Source organism: Polaribacter aestuariivivens (assembly GCF_005885675.1).
Taxonomy (GTDB): Bacteria; Bacteroidota; Bacteroidia; order Flavobacteriales; family Flavobacteriaceae; genus Polaribacter; species Polaribacter aestuariivivens.
In genome coordinates this window covers 49,507-67,740 of record NZ_VANR01000008.1, presented here as the reverse complement: position 1 = coordinate 67,740, position 18,234 = coordinate 49,507, and the positions used below count along the sequence as shown (strand labels likewise).

The window sequence follows — 18,234 nt, the reverse complement described above, 5'->3', positions numbered from 1 at the left end:
AGTTTAGATGTTTTTTTAGTATATGGTAATGAAAGAATACGATGTTTATTTGATAGCATATTATTCTTTTTAATGAGTGTATTATAAAGTGTTTTTAAAACTACATTTTATCATTCTGTCGTTCTCAAATAAATCTTTTTTTAATTCGATGTTTGAAAACCCTTTTTTCTTAAGCATTTCAGCTGTTTCTTTTCCTAAATATTGGTTGATTTCAAAAAATAATAATCCGTTTTTATTAAGATGATTTTTTGCTAAATCTGCAATTTTTTTATAAAAAATTAGCGGATTTTCATTTGATACAAATAGCGCTAAATGTGGCTCATTCTTTAAAACGTTATTGTGTATTTCTTTTTTTTCAAGTTGCCTAACATAAGGTGGATTTGATATGATAATATCATATGATTCAGATAATTTTTCTGCTTTTAAAATATTTAATTCTATATAATTTATGTCAACATTATTTAAAACTGCATTTTTTTTAGCAATTTTTAAAGCTTCTGAAGAAATGTCAATTGCAGAAATGGTTACCTTTTGAAGGTTTTTGGCTAATGAAATTGGTATGCAACCTGTTCCTGTGCCAATATCTAAAATAGATATGTTTTCGAGTTTGTTTTTTTTTCTTTTTTCTTCTATTTCTTTTAAAACCCACTCAACCAGTTCTTCTGTTTCTGGTCTTGGAATTAAGGTATTTTTATTTACCAAAAAAGGATAGCCATAAAACGTTGTTTTTTCTAATATATATTGAATTGGTTCTTCCTTTTGCAGTCTTTTTGTAATGCTTTTTAAGTCCGTTTCAATATTATTATTTATTACAAAGTTTGGTTTTAAAACAGTATCTATTCTTTGAAGGTTTAATTTTTCTTCTATAATAATATTAAAAAAAGAGTCAATTTCTGTTTGTGGATATATTTCAGAAAGTTTAGTAGAAAAATAATTTTTGTATTCTTTTAACGTCATAAAAGTTATAATAATGGGCTAAAAAATCGACACAAACGTTCTAATGTTTTTTGTTTATTAGATCTGTTTAAAAATGTTTCTAAGTCAATTTTATGGGCTTTTTCAATTCGCATTTCAAACTCATTTTTAATTTCTGTAGTTGCCTTTTTATCAAAAATAATGGCGTTTAATTCGTAATTGTGTTCAAAGCTTCTACAATCAAAATTTGTGGAGCCAATAGATGCAATTTCATCATCAATATAAACAACTTTACTATGTGAAAAATCGTCACGTAAATAAATTTCTACTCCAGCTTTTAATAAGCTTACAAAATAAGAATACATGCTATATGTAGCCACTTTAGAGTCTCCTCTTTTAGGAAGTAGTAGTTGTACTTTTATGCCACTTAAAGCCGCAACTTTAAAGGCTTCTAAAATTGAAAATGTAGGTATAAAATAAGGGTTCATGACACAAATATTCTTTTCAGCTAAATTAATAAAGCTTAAATATTGTTGCATTACTACAGATTGTTCGTAATCTGGACCACTAGAAACTATTTGTAATTTGGTGTTTTCTTCAACCTTAAAAGCTTTGGTGTACTTTTCTTCTTTGCTTAGATCTTTGTCAGTTGCATAAAAATAATCTTTTATGAACGATTTGTGTAAATTATCAACAGCATCTCCTTCAATTTTAACGTGTGCATCTTGCCAAATACCTAACTCAGTATCTTCTGTAATGTATTCGTCTGAAATATTTACACCACCAGTAAAACCTATTTTATTGTCTATAACTGCTATTTTTCTATGATTTCTAAAGTTTAAAGTGAATAAAAATGTTCCGAACTTTAGTGCCATTTCTGGATGAATTTTGCAGCCAGCTTCTTTTAATTCGTTCTTGTCTTTTTTGTTCAAATAATAGCTTCCAATAGCATCGTATAAAATTCTTACTTCGATATTTTCTTTTCTTTTTTTGAGTAATAATTTTTTTAATTTGTTAAATATTTCTCCATTTTCAATAATATAATATTGTAAGTGAATAAAACTTTCAGCTTTTTCTATGGCTTTGTATAACTCGTCAAAAGTTTCTTTTCCATTTTTTAAAACAGTAACTTTATTATTGATATTTAAAGGAATATTGGTGTTATTGTAAATAAGACTTGAAATTTTTTTTGCCTTTTCAGAGTGTAATTCTTCTAAATGTGGGTTCTTTTTGTTTGTAAAAGATGACTTTATATAGTTTTTACGCTTTTTGGTTTCTTTTAATTCGAAAAACTTCAAACGCCTTCTATTAATACCAAAAATAACGAAAGCAAAAATCCCTAAAAAAGGAAAAAAGAATGTAATTAAAATCCAACTTAAAGATTTTGAGGGTTTTACGCCAAAATAAAGGATGTTGTAAAAAGCCCAACTAAATAACAACAAATGAATTCCTAAAAGTATATAGTATATCAAATTTGTAGGTTTTATATTTTTTTCAACATCCAAACATCACATGAGTAATGGCAAGTGTTTCCCAGTGGTTTTTCTAAAGATACAAAACCATTTTTTTTATAAAGTTTTACAGCAGCTTTCATGTATGGTAATGTTTCCAAGTAACAATTGTCATAACCAAATTCCTTTGCTTTTTGCAAACATTTGGTTATTAACTTTGTGCCCAAACCTCTGCCTCTTGCAATAGGTAAAAAGTACATTTTTTGAAGTTCGCAAGTATTGCCTTCAAAATTATCTAATTGCGCAATTCCTGCGCCACCAACAATTTTGTTCTTGTGCTCAACTACAAAATAAATAGCTTTTTCTTTTTGATACGTTTCAAATAATTGATCTGTAGCGTTATCTTCGTAAGCAGTACCAACTTTAGGTGCGCCCATTTCTAAAATAACAGTTCTTACAACAACTGCCAATTCTTTGTTATCTGCAGGTTGTATTTCTCTAATGATAAAATCTTCACTTGTCATTTATTAACGTATTTTTGCATGAGCAAGTTACCTAAAATTTAATTTTTTTTGATGAAAAAACTGCTATATTTTACGATGCTGTTTTTCCTTATTATAGGATGTTCTACGAACAAGCAACCTGTTTTTATAAAAGTAGATAATGTAAAAGTAACATCTTTTAATGGAGATACACTTCGTTTAAAGGCTGATGCTTTTTTTGAAAACCCAAATGATGTTGGAGGCAAAATTTCTACAGATGAAATTAAAGTAATTGTAAACGGGGCAGAAATAGCACAAGTTTTTTCAGAAGAATTTAAAGTACCTGCTAAAAAAGAATTTACGATTCCTTTAAGAGTGGTAGTTCCAGCAAAAAGAATATTTGAAAACAATAAAAACGGAATTTTAGGAGGTTTGTTAAATTCGGTTTTAAATAAATCTGTAAAAGTGCAATTTAAAGGAGATTTAAAATACGAAGTTTTTGGTTTTTCTAAAATATATCATGTGAATCAAGTACAAGATATTAAGTTTTAAAACAAAATTTATTTTTCAATATTAATGATTACAAATCACGAGTTTTACATAAAAAGATGCTTGCAAATCGCAAAAAATGGTATTGGAACGGCGCGTCCAAACCCTTCTGTAGGAGCTGTAATTGTTTTTGAAAATAAAATAATTGGCGAAGGTTTTACCTCAAAATATGGAGGAAATCATGCAGAGGTAAATGCAATAGCATCTGTAAAAAATAAAAAGCTTTTAAGTGCAGCAACTATTTACGTAACGTTAGAACCTTGCTCACATTTTGGAAAAACACCACCCTGTGCAGATTTAATTGTAAAACATAATTTTAAAAAAGTTGTAATTGGTTGTGTAGATTCTAATGAGCTAGTTGCAGGAAAAGGAATTGAGCGTTTAAAAAAAGCAAATATTGAAGTAGTAGTTGGTGTTTTAGAAAAAGAATGTAAAGAACATCACAAACGATTTTTTACAAATCAAGAAAAAAAGCGCCCTTATATTATTTTAAAATGGGCAGAAACTACAAATGGCTTTATAGCACCAGAAACTAAAAGCGAACAAAAACCTGTTTTTATTTCTAATAACTATTCACAGCAATTGGTTCATAAATTAAGAGCGAAAGAACACGCAATTTTGGTTGGTACAAATACTGTAATTGCAGATAACCCTAAATTAAATGTTAGAAGTTGGTTTGGAGAAAATCCAATAAGAGTTGTTTTAGATAAAAATTTAAGAATAGCTGAAAACAGTTATGTTTTAGATGGAAGTATACAAACAATTGTAATTTCAGAAAACAAGCAAAAACCGATAAAAAATGTCATTTTTGAAAGTATTGATTTTTCAAAAAAAGTAGCCTCACAAATTTGTTCAATTTTGCATAAACATCAAATTCAATCTTTAATTGTAGAAGGAGGTACAAAAACTTTACAAACTTTTATAAATGAGAATTTATGGGATGAAGCGCATGTTTTTGTAGGTAGCACAACCTTTGAAAAAGGAGTAAAAGCACCTGTTCTAAAAGGAACATTTACTGAAATAAATATTAAAAACGATAGTTTAAAAAAATATAAAAATGATTAAAAATATCATTTTCGATTTTGGAGATATTTTTATTAACCTTGATAAAATAAAGTTTGCAAATGAGTTGCAAAAATTAGGTATTTCTCAAAATGATAACACTTTTACTCCAATTTTAAATGAGTACGAAATGGGTTTAATTTCTACAGAAGATTTTATTAATTATTTTAAGGAAAAATTACAAGTTTCATCTCACGAAATTAAAAAAGCATGGAATTGTATTTTGTTAGATTTTCCAATAGAGCGTTTAAAATTTATAAAAAAATTAGCAAAACAAAATAAACACAGGTTGTTTTTATTGAGCAATACCAATGATTTACACATTTCTTGGATACAAAATAACTGGGGAATGGATTTGTATAATGAATTTAAAACTTGTTTTGAAAAATTTTATTTATCGCACGAAATTCATCTTAGAAAACCCAATAATAATATATACCAGTTTGTATTAACTGAAAATAATTTACAAGCAAATGAAACCTTATTTATTGATGATACAGAAGAAAACACAAGTGCAGCAGCTATGTTAGGAATTCATACTTGGAATTTAATTCCAAAAAAGGAAGATGTTGTAGATTTATTTACCAAAAACCATATTTAGTTTGATATTTTTATTTTTAAGTGTTCTTTTTTCCACAGGTTTATTTGTTATTTTTAAATATTTTGGTATTTATAAAATAGATGTTTTAAAAGCTATTGTAGTCAATTATATCGTGGCTTTTTCAATGGGCTTTTTATTAGCAGATAGAAAAATACCTATTAGTGAAATTTACTTAGAACCATGGTTTCCAGGTTCGTTGGTTTTAGGAGCGTTGTTTATAGCTATCTTTTTTATAATGGCTATGACTGCTCAAAAAAATGGTGTATCTGTAACCTCTATTGCAGGAAAAATGTCTGTGGTAATTCCTGTTTTTTTTGGAATTATTTTATATAACGAATCTGTAACCTTTTTAAAAATAACAGGTATTATTATTGCATTAATTGCTGTTTATTTATCATCTGTTAAAGCAGAAAAATCAAATAAAAACGGCACTTTACTGTTTCCAATATTACTTTTTTTAGGTTCTGGAGCAATAGATACCATTTTAAAATATATACAAGTTACTCATGTTGCAGAAGAAGATATTTCTATTTTTTCTGGAAGTTTGTTTGGTATTGCAGCTATTTTTGGAATCGTGATTTTGGTATTTAAAACTTTAAAAAAAAGAACTTTTTTTGGTGTTAAAAACATTATAGCAGGTATTGTTTTAGGAGTTCCAAATTATTTTTCTATCATTTTTTTAATAAAAGCTTTACAAAATAATAGGTTTGAAAGTTCTACTTTATTTACGATTAATAACGTAGCAATTGTAATCGTTTCAACGTTAGTTGGCTTATTGTTGTTTAAAGAAAAATTTAGTACAAAAAATAAAATTGGAGTTTTTTTGGCAATTTTAGGAATCATTTTGGTTACAATAGCATAATATGGAAAAAGATATTTATAAAACTATTGATAAGCCTTCAAAGGAAACTTTATTTAAAGAAAAAGGCAGTAAGTTTTTTGGATATGCATTTCCTGTTTTTTCGGAAGATGATGTAAAAGAATGTTTAGAAGAATTAAGAAAAAAACATCATACAGCGCGTCATTTTTGTTATGCTTATCAAATTGGAGTAGAAGATTTTCAGTATAGAGCTAATGATGATGGTGAACCTAACAATTCTGCAGGAATGCCAATTTACGGACAAATTCAATCTTTTGAAGTAACCAATATTTTAATAGTTTCTGTGCGTTATTTTGGTGGAACAAAATTAGGTGTTGGAGGTTTAATTTCTGCCTATAAAACTTCAGCAAAAATTACTTTGGAGGCATCTCAAATTATAGAAAAAACAATCAACATTCATTTTTCGTTAAAATTTAATTATGATTTAATGAGTGCAGTACAAAGAGTTGTTAAAGAAAAAAATATTGAAATTGTCAAGCAAAAATTAGAAATGGATTGTGAGTATGTTATTGCTGTTAGAAAAAACGATGCAGAAGAAGTTTTTAATATGTTTGATAATTTATACAAAGTAAAAATAAAAGCAATAAAATAACTTAGAAAAAATGGGTAAAATAAAAAATCCTTTATCAAAAAAAGTTTTAAGTAGTAATTGGTTAATAACATTAACATCTACAATGTTGGGTGTTTTATTAGGGTTATATTTAAATAGTTATTATGAAAATAAAAAACTTATTGAAGCTAAAGAAAAAGCATTAGAGCAAGTTTTAAAAGAGGTTTCTGAAAACGAGGAAATTTTAACGTCTTATAATAGTGCTTTAAAAAGTAAATTTGATCCTTTGATGTATTTATTTTCGAAGTTAAATGAAGATGGTGAAATTTTGGTACATAAAGATTCTATTAAAATTTTTAAAGAGAGTTCAAAAAACATCATTTCTATTGAAAATATTCAAGAAAAATCAGCTAATTTTTATCAAATAAACGGAACTTTTGATTTTCATTTAGACTCTCCATTATTGTTCAAAGGTTTGTCTAACGTAACATGGCAATCTTACAAGCAAACAAATTATTTGTCAATTACTAATTTTAGATGTTTGATAGATTTTGAAGGACTTTACGAGCTACAAGAAGAAGTAAATAAATTAAATTATAATTGGCGAGAAACTTTTGTAAATGAAAACTTTTTTGAAAATATAGTTTTTAGAAATAAATTAGCAAAACAAATGAGAAATTTAATAATAAAGCAAAATTTATTATTAGATTTATATAAATACAGAGAAAATGTTTTAAAAAATTGTGATTAACTCTAAAAATCTAAACTTTTTAATAAATAATCTGGACATTTTGTGGGTTTCATACTCTTAGAATTCATAAATGCTAAAACTGAATTACCTGTACAAACTAATTCTTCATTTTGGTTTTTAATTTCATAATCAAATTCAATTTTAACCATTGGTTTCTTTTTAAGGAAAGTTGTAATAGTTAAAACATCATCATACAAAGCCGATTTTATAAAATTACATTTTAAAGAAATTACGGGTAACATTATTCCGCTTAATTCCATATCTTTGTAGGTAACCCCCAAAGAACGTAGCCATTCTGTTCTGCCCATTTCAAAAAATTGAGCGTAATTACCATGGTAAACAACGCCCATTTGATCAGTTTCAGAATATCTAACCCTTGTTTTTGTTGATGATTTTTTCATTAATAATAGACAGAATTTATTTTAGCATTTTACGTAAAAAATAATTAATAATCAATAGCAAATTGATTTTTTTATACTAAAATTTATTCACACTTTTGTATTGCTTTTGAAAAGGGGAAAAATTCTACCCTAAAAACATAAAATATTAATAAAAAAATCTATTTAAACTAGAATGACTTTAAATGCTGACTCTGTTTGGAACGAATGTTTATCTTTTATAAAAGATAATATTAAACCACAAGCGTACAAAACATGGTTTGAACCTATAAAACCAGTAAAATTATCAGGAGAAGCATTAACCATACAAGTTCCAAGTAAATTTTTTTATGAGTGGTTAGAAGAACATTACATCAAATTATTACGTGTTGCATTAGTAAGACAACTAGGTAACGATGCAAAATTAATTTACGATGTAAAAATGGAAAATAACTATAGCAGTAACAGACCGCAAATAGTTAAAATACCAAGTTCTAATAGAGATCCTTTAAAGCCTCAAAAAGTTACAGTTCCTTTAGAATCAGATAAAAGAGAATTGAGAAACCCTTTTATTATTCCAGGTTTACAAAAAGTAAAAATAGAATCTCAACTAAACCCTAATTACAATTTTGTAAATTTTATTGAAGGTGATTCTAACAGATTAGCTCGTTCTGCAGGTATGGCAGTGGCTAATAAACCAGGAGGAACCTCTTTTAATCCATTATTAATTTATGGTGGAGTAGGTTTAGGAAAAACACATTTGGCACACGCAATAGGTGTAGATATTAAAGATAAATATCCAGACAAAACCGTTTTATACATTTCGTCAGAAAAATTTACACAACAATTTATAGATTCAGTAAAATCAAATACTAGAAACGATTTTATTCATTTCTATCAAATGATAGATGTACTAATTATTGATGATGTACAGTTCTTGTCAGGAAAAGCAGGTACACAAGATGTTTTCTTTCATATTTTTAACCATTTACATCAAAATGGAAAGCAGGTAATTTTAACATCAGATAAAGCACCTGTAGATATGCAAGATATTGAACAACGTTTACTATCTCGTTTTAAATGGGGTTTATCAGCAGAATTACAAGCACCAGATTACGAAACAAGAATTTCTATCTTACAAAATAAGTTGTATAGAGATGGTGTTGAAATGCCAGAAGATATCATAGAATATATTGCAAAAAACATAAAATCTAATGTTAGAGAATTAGAAGGTGTAATTATTTCGATGATTGCACAAGCCTCTTTTAACAGAAGAGAGTTTTCTTTAGAATTGGCAAAACAAATTGTAGACAAATTTGTAAAAAACACTAAAAAGGAAGTATCTATAGATTATATTCAGAAAGAAGTATCAAAATATTTTGATATGGATGTTGCCACTTTACAATCTAAAACAAGAAAGCGTCATATTGTTCAAGCAAGACAATTAGCTATGTTTTTTGCCAAAAGATTAACCAAAACTTCTTTGGCAAGTATTGGAAACCAAATTGGGCAAAGAGACCATGCAACTGTTTTACATGCATGTAAAACTGTTGATAATCTTTCTGAAACAGACAAGCAATTTAGAAAATACGTTGACGATTTAACTAAAAAGTTAACTTTCTAAAAAAAATCACTTTTTTATGAAAAAAGTATTAATGGTTTGCTTGGGGAACATTTGTCGCTCGCCATTAGCAGAAGGTATCTTGCAATCTAAAATAAACTCAAATCAAATTTTGGTAGATTCTGCAGGAACAGCTGCGTATCATGTTGGTAATTTACCAGACGAACGCTCTATTAATGTTGCTAAAAAATACGGAATAGACATTACAAATCAAAAAGCAAGAAAATTCACAGTAAAAGATTTTGATACTTTTGACATCATATATGCAATGGATACAAGTAATTTTACGAACATTATTTCACTGGCAAGAAATAAAAAAGATGAGCAAAAAGTAAAAATGATTTTAAACGAATCACATCCAACAGAAAACTTATCTGTTCCAGATCCGTATTATGGCGGAAATCAGGGGTTTGAAAATGTGTTTAAAATGTTAGATGAAGCTTGTGAAATAATTGCAAAACGCATTCAAAAATAAAATAAAATGACTGGTAAACTCTATTTAATACCCACAACTTTAGGAGACACAGAACCTTTAGAGGTAATGCCAATATCAGTTAAAAAAGTAATAGAACAAATTGATGTATATATTGTTGAAAATGAAAAATCTGCTAGAAGATTTATAAAGAAAATTTCTCCAAAAAAATCTCAACCTGATTTGCAAATTATGCTATTAGATAAGTATGCAGAAGAAATTGAAACAAGGCAATATTTGAATGCTTGTAAAGAAGGTATAAATGTAGGTTTGCTTTCTGAAGCAGGAGTTCCTGCAGTAGCAGATCCAGGTGCAAGTATTGTAAAACTAGCGCATGAAAATAATATTCAAGTAGTGCCTTTAGTTGGGCCAAGTTCAATTTTAATGGCAATTATGAGTTCAGGGATGAATGGACAAAACTTTGCATTCAATGGGTATTTACCAATAGACAAAGGCGAAAGAAAAAAGGCAATTAAAGAATTGGAAAAATTGTCAAAAGATAAAAATCAATCTCAAATTTTTATAGAAACACCATACAGGAACGAAAAAATGTTTGCAGATTTAAAAACAACCTTATCACCAACTACCAATTTGTGCATTGCTGCAGATATTACGTTACCAACAGAGTTTATCAAAACAATGTCTGTCCAAAATTGGAAACGTCAAACACCAGATTTACACAAAAAACCTGCTATTTTTATCATTCAAAAATAGATGAGAATAAAAAATAAGAATTAAACCTTTGCGTGTTTATCAGCCTCAATGTTAGAAACATTGTAATTGGCAAACTTTTTTAAATAAGATTGAATACTAGCCCCATAAGCATCAGAAAAGCGTTCAGTACCATTACTTCTCAAGAATTTTTTCACGTTTCCTGCACCACTTAAATGGGCTGCAGCCAAAATTCCTGATTCCGTAATTTTAATACCATTCATTGTTTTACCAACAGAACGTTTAATGTCTTTTCTTAAAATCCACTTATTAACTTTACATAAAGCAACAAACGCTTTTTCTTGCAATTCTGGATTTGCTAAAAACTCTTCAGTATTATAAATGTTAAAACGGTGAAGTGTAGTTCTTCCGAATTGATATTTTCCTAAATAGCCTAAAGTATTTACAGTTGCATATTTACCTTGAGATTCTTTAAAAGCAACAGCTTCTTTAAAAGCGACAAAGTCTCTTTTTAAATAAAAAATTTCGTTTCCGATAGTTTTTGGAAACTTTAATAATGTTATTCCAGTTGTTTCAGATTTTGAAACGTTTTTATCAATAGGTGTTGCATTGATAAAAAGTAAAACTACACTGAATAAAAGTATTTTATTTTTGATAAAATATATCTTTCTGTTTTGCGGGTGCAAATTTACAACGTAATTTTAAATCAATTGATTATCAATATGTTAAATTTTACTAAAAATACAGATAATGAAATTTTACTTGACCTTTTGTATTTATTTCAAGAGTTGGCGAAGGAATTTTTATGAAATTCACAACAGAAAATAAAGATTTTAAAAATTTTGATTTTGTGTCGATTTTTGTAAAATCTACGTCTAAACTCAAGTAAAATTGTCTGTAAGGGTCTTGTGGAAAAGGGTTTGAAGGTTTTGTTTCTCCATACAACATGCCATCTGCACCATAACCAAAAGCCACATTTAACCATTTAGGAAAGTTACTTTTCTTATTAAAAGACCAAATGTTGGTAGAAAGCCAATAAGTTTGTCCATTATAATCTTTTAAGGCTTGTTGTAAATAATTTTCTCCTAAAGTATTGGGGCGTTGTTTAGCGAATTCAGTTTGATGGAAAGAATATTTAACGGTAATTCGTTGTTCATTCCACAATAATTCTTGTCCAATTAAAAAACCAGTACCAGCAGCATTTGCTAAAATATCACCATAAGAAGCGCCCCATTTTTTAGAAAAACCATCTAAAACTTCAACAGCTGTTAAAAAAGTGAACCCAAAAGTGGCACCATAAATAAGTTGATTTTTTTTAGAAACTCCAGCCCAATCCAAAACTTCCATACCAACTTTACCCACATAATATGATGTCATAAAGTGTCCAACTTTATCCATTTGTTTCCATTCTGCATTATCATTTATAAAATGAAAATTAGAACGTTCATGATTTTTATACCAAAGTTCGTTTAAAGCAAGTAAGCTTCCTCCAGCTAAAACACTTTCGGTAATAATTACTGCATTTCTTCTTTGTTTATGTAAAGTGTCAGATTTTTTTAGAAAAGATGTATTTTGAGAAAACCCAATAATAGAGTAGAAAAGTAAAGCTATACTAAAACAACGTTTTTTAAGTTTAAAAATCATTCTGTTAATTTTCTACTAATTTAAAAATTTGATTATGTTCAAACCCTAAGTCTGTTCTTTCAGGTTGAAATATGAAATTATATTTTTCTAACAACGCAATTGAAGCAATGTTATTTTTATGTGTAAACGCTTCAATTATTTTTAAATTCATTTTTTGAAATGCGAATTTTAACACCTCTTTTAAGGCCTCACTCATAAAACCTTTTTGATGAAAAACTGGTTTTAGTTTGTAACCAATTTCAGCATAGTTATCTTTTAAGGAAATTCTATGTAAAACAATGCTTCCAATAACTTTATTTTTATATTGAATCAACCAAAAAATACGATTTTCTTCTTTATAAAGTTTGTCGCAAATTACTATAAAATCTTTCGCTTCATCAAAATTTTGAACTTTTTTAGTAGCAACAAACTTATTTGTTTCTTCACAAGAGCGTAAGTCAAAAACAACTTTAATGTCATTAAAACTAGCCTGACGAATTAAAAGTCTTTCTGTTTTTAATGTTGGAAAAGTCTTAAAGTTGAATTTCATTATACATTTTATACAACTGAAATTGTACGTTGATAAGTTAATCTTTATTTTTACTAATTAAAATTTGTTATCAATATAAAAAATGAAATTATTTTGATAAAATTGCAACAGCATATTACCAGTGAATAATGCGTTTATTGCATACTAATCTTTTTATTTACACTCCAAGCTTCAGGCTTTGCATTAAATAAAACTTTGGTTTCTTTCCAAACGTTTTTAAATAGATCTGAATTTCTGTAGTTTTCTAAATCCTTTTCATTTTCCCAATAAGAATAAGTAAAAAATATTTCAGGATTTGTTTTATCTTGATACAATTCTAAAAGTTTACAACCAGCAGAGTTTCTAATAAATTTTTTCTTTTCCTCAAATATCGTTGTAAAACGTTCAATATTTTTTGAGTGAAAACTCATTTTTACAATCCGTACAAACATATTTTAGGTTAAAATGGTAAAGTCTTTTTTAGACTCATTTATAAAATCAATTGTAATAGTATCTCTATACTCCAAGCCCAGTAATGAGTTTGCACCACCAACAGTATCTAAATTACTTCTGTAAATAGCAATTTCTAAAAACTTTGCAGAGTTAAAAAGCGCCAACTTGTGTCCTTCATATTGTTGGTTATTATATGCTTTATTAGTTGCAACTTCGTTGTATTTTGAGAATATTTTGGTAAATGTGTGTTTTTTAGCACTTATAACAAAGTCTCTACCTTTTCCAACTTCTTGAAACATTTTTTCATTAATGTTAGTTATTACATTGCCATAATTATCAATATAAACAACACCTCCAATAATTTGATTTTCAAGTTGATTTACTTTAGGTTGAATTTCAATTATCTTTTTAAACGCTTTAATTTCTTTACCAATAACTGTTAAATTTCCTCCTCTGGCTATAAAACAAGCTACTTGTACAAAAACATCTAAAACTGGAAAACTGCTTTCAATTCTATCATGAATATTAATTTCTACAATTTTTGTAGGTTTAATTTCTGAGGCAATCATGGAAATTAATCCATTATCTGGACAAACAAAAAAATGATTGTCTAATTCTAAAGCAATATGTTTATTTTCTTCACTTAGTTCAGAATCTACACCAATAATATGTATGGTTCCTTTAGGAAAACTTTTGTAAGAATTTTTTAAAATATAAGCAGTTTCTGTAATGTTAAATGGTGATATTTCGTGCGTTATGTCAACAATTTTTGCATCTTCTAATTCTGAATATATTGCTCCTTTTACAGCACCTACAAAGTGATCTTTAGTTCCGAAATCTGTAGTAAGCGTTATAAATGCCATAGAAATTTTAACTGTTAATTAAATGTGTAAAAGTTGTTAACTAATTAAAGCAAATCTAATCATTTTAGAAATTTATTTCGCTATTTTTAGTTGAAATAAAATTATAAACAATCTATAAAAAATAATCATTTGAACGAACGAATTATTGAGTTAGAGGAAATTAATCCAAAAGACTTTTTTGGCGCGCATAATAGCACAATAGAACAATTAAAAAGATACTTTCCTAAGATTAAAATTGTTGCAAGAGGTTCTAAATTAAAAATTTATGGAGAACCAGAAATTTTAGAGGATTTTGAAACACGATTAGAAAGATTAATTAAATACTATAACAGATATAATAAATTAGATGAAAATAGTATTGAGCGCATTTTAACATCATCAGGAAACGAAGAAAAAACAACTTCAGCAAAAAACGCAAAGGATATTTTAGTGCATGGTGTAAGTGGAAGGTTAATTAAACCACAAACAGAAAACCAGCGTAAAATGGTTGCTTTGATGGAAAAAAACGACATGCTTTTTGCAGTTGGTCCTGCTGGAACAGGTAAAACGTATACAGCTGTAGCGTTAGCAGTTAAAGCATTGAAAGAAAAAGAAGTAAGACGTATAATTTTAACAAGACCAGCTGTGGAATCTGGAGAGAATTTGGGTTTTTTGCCTGGAGATTTAAAAGAAAAATTAGATCCTTACATGCAGCCATTATATGACGCTTTGAGAGATATGATTCCTCATGAAAGATTAGAATCTAATATAGAAAAAGGAGTAATACAAATAGCGCCGTTAGCATTTATGCGTGGTAGAACTTTGGACAATGCATTCGTAATTTTAGACGAAGCTCAAAATACAACACACAATCAAATGAAAATGTTTTTAACCAGAATGGGTAAAAATGCAAAATTTATCATTACAGGAGATCCTGGACAAATAGATTTACCAAGAAAACAAGTTTCAGGTTTAAAGGAATCTTTATTAGCGCTAAAAGATATTGAAGGTATTGCACAAGTGTATTTAGATGATAAAGATGTAGTAAGACATAGGTTGGTTAAAAAAATCATAACCGCATATAAAAGTATTGAAACAGAATGATAAATATTGAAAAGGATAAACTAGGTTTACAAGACTACTTTTATATTGGTTATTTGTATTTAATTATATTAGGAATTGTTAGTGATGCTATTTTTTATGGAATATTTGGCGTTTCATATTTAAATTATACAACCATTTTAGATGCTTTAATTTCTCCAATTAGCTTACTAACTAATAACTGGAAAATATCTATTTTCCTTGCGTTTATGTTTTGGGTAATGCATATGTATTTTTCTAATTGGATGTTCAAAGTGTATGCTTATTTAAAAGTTAAAAAATGGTATAAAAAAATATACAATATAGAAAAATGGGATAAAAAATATGAAAAGTTAAAAAACAGAAAAAATCAAATTCCAGGATTAATGTTTATCTTTTTTTTACTATTTGTTTCTATGAGAACGGGTATGGGAATTGGTATGAAACATAAATTTCAAACCAAAACTATTACACCAAATTATACATTAGTTTTTAAAGATAATGAGCAATTGAATGTTAGAAAAATAGGACAAAATTCAGCATATTTTTTTTATTTTATACCTGGAGAAACAGAAATTACAGCCACACCAATTACCGATAATTTAAAACAGATAAAGCGAATTAAAAAAGAAAGAAAATAAGTAAAACTTTAAGAATTCTTAAATCAATTTTCAATTTTCATTCTGTATTTTTGTTTAGATGAAAAATATAATGTCTTTATTTTTCGTATTATCTTTTTTTTGGGGATATTCACAATGTCCACCAGCTGGAGAAATTGCGCTTAGATCTCAAGAAAATGTAGACGATTTTGTTAGAGATTATAGTAATTGTAAAGTACTTAATGGAGATTTGGTGATAGTAACATCTTTAGTGCCAGATACTTTTACGGGCGTCTTAGCAACACCAATAACAGATATTTCTGGTTTAAGTTTTATAGAGAAAGTTAGAGGAGATTTAATTATTTCTATTGATGTGCCCATATTAGAAGATTTTGAGAATTTAAATGAAGTTAGCGGAAATTTAGAAATTACAAGTTCTGTTAATTTATTAGAAATATCAGATTTTAATAAATTAGGATTGGTAGGAGGTATTGTTATTGCGCTCAATACAAATTTAGAAAAAATAAACGCTTTTAATGGTTTAAAAAGAGTTACTAATGATGTTGAGATTGGTTACAGCGACTCTTTGAAAGAGATTAATGGATTTGGTGATTTAGAAAATATTCAGGGTCAATTAAATATTAGTTTAAATTCAGAACTAACTTATATACCACCTTTTAGTAGTTTAACTTCAATTGGAAATGATTTAAATTTTACATCAATTCCAAAAATGACTTCATTTAATGGTTTAGAACAGTTAAGATTTATTGGAAATGACTTAAATATAGAAGATATAAATAAGATTTCTGGTTTTTTATCATTAGAAAGAATCAATCGTTTTTTTGAAATTAAAGGATCATCAATTGAGGAAATTCCCGCTTTTGATAATTTAGAGACTATAGGCGCTGGTTTTAAAATAGAGAATACATCCATAACATCTATAATAGGTTTTAATCTTCTTAAATCAGTTGGGGTTAATTTTTTTGGAGATGAAGATAAATTTATTTTAAGCAACAATAGTAACCTTGTAACGGTTAATGGTTTTAGAAGTTTTTTATTAGTAGATGCTGATTTTGAGGTACAAAACAATACAATAATGTCAGATTGTTCTTGGATGTGTAATTTGTTAAACAATGGTGAAATTAATGGAGTAGTTGCCATTACTAATAATGGAGCAGAATGTTCTGATGTAGCGCAAATTATAGAAAAATGTAACCCAGATTTTGATAATGATGGTATTGCAAACGTTATAGATGAAGATGATGATAATGATGGTATTTTAGATGCTTTAGAAGGAAATGGTAATTTAGACACAGATTCAGACGGTTTCCCAGATTCTAAAGACTTAGATAGCGATAATGATGGTTGTTTAGACGTAATTGAAGCTGGTTTTTCTGACGCCAATAATGATGGAGTTTTAGGAGATTTACCAGACGAAGTTAATAACAGAGGTTTAATAATAAATGAAGTTTCTGGTTATAAAAGTCCTTCAGATAAAGATATGAATGCTATTTTCGACTTTCAAGAAGATACGTTACCAAATCCTGGAGAAAATAACGCTATAGAATTATGTACAAATAGTGGTAATATAGATTTATTTACACTTTTAGGAGAAAAAGCAGATCCTGGTGGAGTTTGGTTCCCAGCATTAAAAGGAGGAGAAGGTATTTTTGATCCTAAGTCAGATAGTCCTGGAACTTATACTTATACACAAACAGATGCTTTGTGTGGTTCTAAAAGTGCTCAAATAGAAGTTACTTTTTTATCTAGAATAACTGCAGGAGAAGATACTGAAATTCTTTCTTGTATTGAACAAGGCCCTATAAATTTATTCTTTTCTTTAAATGGAAATCCATCTGCAGGAGGTGTTTGGGTTCCAGAATTAAATAGTGGGACAAATATATTTAATCCAGAAAAAGATGCACCAGGTATTTATAAATATGTTATTTCAGATGATAATTGTGGTGATTTAGAAGCAACAATAAATATTAGATTAAATCAAAAGCCAAACGCAGGTGTTAGTAAACAAATTACTGTTTGCGAGTTTGCTAACCCAATAGATCTTTTTAGTATTTTAGAAGGAAACCCAGATTCAGGTGGTGTTTGGACAAGAAATAACACCCAAGTTAGTGCTTTTTTCAATCCTAGTATAGATACACCAGAAAGATATACTTACACAATAGATAATGGGGCTTGTGGTATTGCAACTTCTTTTGTAGATGTAAAAAGGTTAGAAAACCAAGAAATTAAAAATGTAATTTTAGATATAAAAGATTTTTCTAACAAAAAAAATTCTATACAAGTTAAAATTTTTTCTACCAGACAATATTTGTATTCTTTAGACGGTTTTAACTATCAAGAAAGAAATATTTTTAATGATTTAGAAGGAGGTGAGCAAACCATTTATGTAAAAGGAAAAGACGGTTGTGAATTTTTCACAAAAAAGTTTTTTGTAAAAACATATCCTGTTTTCTTTTCACCAAATTCAGACGGAGTAAACGATTTTTGGCAACTCAATAATTTTCCTGAAGACGATTATCAAATTTTTATCTACAACAGATTTGGTAGGCTAATCAAGCAGTTAAACACTAGAAAAGAAACTTGGGATGGAACAGAAAACGGAAAATTACTATCATCATCTAACTATTGGTTTAAAGTACTTCGTAAAAATGGCGAAGTATTATTTGGCAATTTTTCACTGATTAGAAAATAATTTAGATTTTAA

At 27.9% G+C, this 18,234-nt stretch carries 21 protein-coding genes; 12 read left to right on the top strand and 9 right to left on the bottom strand.

The window, feature by feature from the left end:
* Positions 1-81: 81 nt before the first annotated feature.
* Genes prmC through FDT66_RS13590 form a run of 3 tightly spaced genes read right to left on the bottom strand, consistent with a single transcriptional unit; the run spans position 82 to position 2,890 of the window.
* A complete protein-coding gene (prmC, locus tag FDT66_RS13600; protein ID WP_138537468.1) occupies positions 82-957 on the bottom strand; it encodes a peptide chain release factor N(5)-glutamine methyltransferase in 876 nt (291 codons plus the stop codon).
* 5 nt (positions 958-962) lie between these two features.
* Entirely contained in the window at positions 963-2,387 is a 1,425-nt protein-coding gene (cls, locus tag FDT66_RS13595; protein ID WP_138537466.1) for a cardiolipin synthase, read from the bottom strand.
* An 11-nt stretch (positions 2,388-2,398) separates the two neighbouring features.
* A complete protein-coding gene (locus FDT66_RS13590; protein ID WP_138537465.1) occupies positions 2,399-2,890 on the bottom strand; it encodes a GNAT family N-acetyltransferase in 492 nt (163 codons plus the stop codon).
* 51 nt (positions 2,891-2,941) lie between these two features.
* On the opposite strand from FDT66_RS13590, the gene FDT66_RS13585 reads away from it, so the two are divergent.
* Genes FDT66_RS13585 through FDT66_RS13560 form a run of 6 tightly spaced genes read left to right on the top strand, consistent with a single transcriptional unit; the run spans position 2,942 to position 7,241 of the window.
* Entirely contained in the window at positions 2,942-3,400 is a 459-nt protein-coding gene (locus FDT66_RS13585; RefSeq protein ID WP_138537463.1) for an NDR1/HIN1-like protein, read from the top strand.
* Between the two features lie 27 nt (positions 3,401-3,427).
* Entirely contained in the window at positions 3,428-4,462 is a 1,035-nt protein-coding gene (ribD, locus tag FDT66_RS13580) for a bifunctional diaminohydroxyphosphoribosylaminopyrimidine deaminase/5-amino-6-(5-phosphoribosylamino)uracil reductase RibD (RefSeq protein WP_138537590.1), read from the top strand.
* The gene (locus FDT66_RS13575) at positions 4,455-5,060 is read left to right on the top strand and encodes an HAD family hydrolase (protein ID WP_138537461.1); all 606 of its coding nucleotides are present in this window, start codon (positions 4,455-4,457) and stop codon (positions 5,058-5,060) included. Before ribD ends, FDT66_RS13575 begins: the two co-directional genes overlap by 8 nt.
* Before the next feature lies 1 nt (position 5,061).
* Positions 5,062-5,922 carry an EamA family transporter gene (locus FDT66_RS13570; RefSeq protein WP_138537459.1) on the top strand — a complete coding sequence of 287 codons (861 nt, stop codon included), beginning with the start codon at positions 5,062-5,064 and terminating at the stop codon, positions 5,920-5,922.
* A gap of 1 nt (position 5,923) precedes the next feature.
* Positions 5,924-6,532 carry an IMPACT family protein gene (locus tag FDT66_RS13565; RefSeq protein WP_138537457.1) on the top strand — a complete coding sequence of 203 codons (609 nt, stop codon included), beginning with the start codon at positions 5,924-5,926 and terminating at the stop codon, positions 6,530-6,532.
* Positions 6,533-6,542: 10 nt separating this feature from the next.
* Entirely contained in the window at positions 6,543-7,241 is a 699-nt protein-coding gene (locus FDT66_RS13560; protein ID WP_138537455.1) for a hypothetical protein, read from the top strand.
* 2 nt (positions 7,242-7,243) lie between these two features.
* Here FDT66_RS13560 and FDT66_RS13555 read toward each other — a convergent pair whose 3' ends face one another.
* A complete protein-coding gene (locus FDT66_RS13555) occupies positions 7,244-7,642 on the bottom strand; it encodes an acyl-CoA thioesterase (RefSeq protein ID WP_138537453.1) in 399 nt (132 codons plus the stop codon).
* Between the two features lie 172 nt (positions 7,643-7,814).
* Between FDT66_RS13555 and dnaA the strand changes: the two genes are divergently transcribed.
* Genes dnaA through FDT66_RS13540 form a run of 3 tightly spaced genes read left to right on the top strand, consistent with a single transcriptional unit; the run spans position 7,815 to position 10,425 of the window.
* The gene (gene dnaA, locus FDT66_RS13550) at positions 7,815-9,242 is read left to right on the top strand and encodes a chromosomal replication initiator protein DnaA (protein ID WP_138537451.1); all 1,428 of its coding nucleotides are present in this window, start codon (positions 7,815-7,817) and stop codon (positions 9,240-9,242) included.
* A gap of 16 nt (positions 9,243-9,258) precedes the next feature.
* On the top strand, positions 9,259-9,714 hold the full coding sequence (locus tag FDT66_RS13545) for a low molecular weight protein-tyrosine-phosphatase (protein WP_138537449.1): 456 nt from the start codon (positions 9,259-9,261) through the stop codon (positions 9,712-9,714).
* A gap of 6 nt (positions 9,715-9,720) precedes the next feature.
* Positions 9,721-10,425 carry an SAM-dependent methyltransferase gene (locus tag FDT66_RS13540; protein WP_138537447.1) on the top strand — a complete coding sequence of 235 codons (705 nt, stop codon included), beginning with the start codon at positions 9,721-9,723 and terminating at the stop codon, positions 10,423-10,425.
* A gap of 20 nt (positions 10,426-10,445) precedes the next feature.
* Here the strand turns inward: FDT66_RS13540 and FDT66_RS13535 are convergent, their stop codons facing one another.
* The 5 genes from FDT66_RS13535 to FDT66_RS13515 all read right to left on the bottom strand — a co-directional run bounded on the left by FDT66_RS13535 (position 10,446) and on the right by FDT66_RS13515 (position 13,851).
* The gene (locus FDT66_RS13535) at positions 10,446-11,069 is read right to left on the bottom strand and encodes a peptidoglycan-binding protein LysM (protein ID WP_138537445.1); all 624 of its coding nucleotides are present in this window, start codon (positions 11,067-11,069) and stop codon (positions 10,446-10,448) included.
* Between the two features lie 49 nt (positions 11,070-11,118).
* Entirely contained in the window at positions 11,119-12,027 is a 909-nt protein-coding gene (locus FDT66_RS13530) for a DUF2279 domain-containing protein (protein WP_138537443.1), read from the bottom strand.
* Between the two features lie 4 nt (positions 12,028-12,031).
* Positions 12,032-12,556 (bottom strand): GNAT family N-acetyltransferase, encoded by a 525-nt coding sequence (locus tag FDT66_RS13525; RefSeq protein ID WP_138537441.1) that lies wholly within the window; start codon positions 12,554-12,556, stop codon positions 12,032-12,034.
* Between the two features lie 134 nt (positions 12,557-12,690).
* Complete coding sequence (locus FDT66_RS13520; RefSeq protein ID WP_138537440.1) at positions 12,691-12,987, bottom strand: putative quinol monooxygenase; 297 nt, start codon at positions 12,985-12,987, stop codon at positions 12,691-12,693.
* A 3-nt stretch (positions 12,988-12,990) separates the two neighbouring features.
* Positions 12,991-13,851, bottom strand: a complete 861-nt coding sequence (locus FDT66_RS13515; protein ID WP_138537438.1) for an SAM hydrolase/SAM-dependent halogenase family protein — start codon at positions 13,849-13,851, stop codon at positions 12,991-12,993.
* Between the two features lie 129 nt (positions 13,852-13,980).
* On the opposite strand from FDT66_RS13515, the gene FDT66_RS13510 reads away from it, so the two are divergent.
* The 3 genes from FDT66_RS13510 (at position 13,981) to FDT66_RS13500 (ending at position 18,222) form a co-directional block, all read left to right on the top strand.
* Entirely contained in the window at positions 13,981-14,934 is a 954-nt protein-coding gene (locus FDT66_RS13510) for a PhoH family protein (RefSeq protein WP_138537437.1), read from the top strand.
* Positions 14,931-15,551: a hypothetical protein gene (locus tag FDT66_RS13505; protein ID WP_138537435.1), complete on the top strand. Its 621-nt coding sequence runs from the start codon at positions 14,931-14,933 to the stop codon at positions 15,549-15,551. The genes FDT66_RS13510 and FDT66_RS13505 overlap by 4 nt, the downstream gene beginning before the upstream one ends.
* Positions 15,552-15,621: 70 nt before the next feature.
* Positions 15,622-18,222: a T9SS type B sorting domain-containing protein gene (locus FDT66_RS13500; RefSeq protein WP_171032392.1), complete on the top strand. Its 2,601-nt coding sequence runs from the start codon at positions 15,622-15,624 to the stop codon at positions 18,220-18,222.
* Positions 18,223-18,234 lie beyond the last annotated feature (12 nt).

Coding starts and splice junctions, on each gene's coding strand:
- FDT66_RS13500 (WP_171032392.1), top strand. CDS start 15,622: ATGTCTTTATTTTTCGTATTATCTTTTTTTTGGGGATATTCACAATGT.
- FDT66_RS13520 (WP_138537440.1), bottom strand. CDS start 12,987: ATGTTTGTACGGATTGTAAAAATGAGTTTTCACTCAAAAAATATTGAA.
- FDT66_RS13555 (WP_138537453.1), bottom strand. CDS start 7,642: ATGAAAAAATCATCAACAAAAACAAGGGTTAGATATTCTGAAACTGAT.
- FDT66_RS13575 (WP_138537461.1), top strand. CDS start 4,455: ATGATTAAAAATATCATTTTCGATTTTGGAGATATTTTTATTAACCTT.
- FDT66_RS13505 (WP_138537435.1), top strand. CDS start 14,931: ATGATAAATATTGAAAAGGATAAACTAGGTTTACAAGACTACTTTTAT.
- FDT66_RS13540 (WP_138537447.1), top strand. CDS start 9,721: ATGACTGGTAAACTCTATTTAATACCCACAACTTTAGGAGACACAGAA.
- dnaA (WP_138537451.1), top strand. CDS start 7,815: ATGACTTTAAATGCTGACTCTGTTTGGAACGAATGTTTATCTTTTATA.
- FDT66_RS13590 (WP_138537465.1), bottom strand. CDS start 2,890: ATGACAAGTGAAGATTTTATCATTAGAGAAATACAACCTGCAGATAAC.
- FDT66_RS13585 (WP_138537463.1), top strand. CDS start 2,942: ATGAAAAAACTGCTATATTTTACGATGCTGTTTTTCCTTATTATAGGA.
- FDT66_RS13530 (WP_138537443.1), bottom strand. CDS start 12,027: ATGATTTTTAAACTTAAAAAACGTTGTTTTAGTATAGCTTTACTTTTC.
- FDT66_RS13560 (WP_138537455.1), top strand. CDS start 6,543: ATGGGTAAAATAAAAAATCCTTTATCAAAAAAAGTTTTAAGTAGTAAT.
- FDT66_RS13525 (WP_138537441.1), bottom strand. CDS start 12,556: ATGAAATTCAACTTTAAGACTTTTCCAACATTAAAAACAGAAAGACTT.
- FDT66_RS13545 (WP_138537449.1), top strand. CDS start 9,259: ATGAAAAAAGTATTAATGGTTTGCTTGGGGAACATTTGTCGCTCGCCA.
- FDT66_RS13515 (WP_138537438.1), bottom strand. CDS start 13,851: ATGGCATTTATAACGCTTACTACAGATTTCGGAACTAAAGATCACTTT.
- prmC (WP_138537468.1), bottom strand. CDS start 957: ATGACGTTAAAAGAATACAAAAATTATTTTTCTACTAAACTTTCTGAA.
- FDT66_RS13565 (WP_138537457.1), top strand. CDS start 5,924: ATGGAAAAAGATATTTATAAAACTATTGATAAGCCTTCAAAGGAAACT.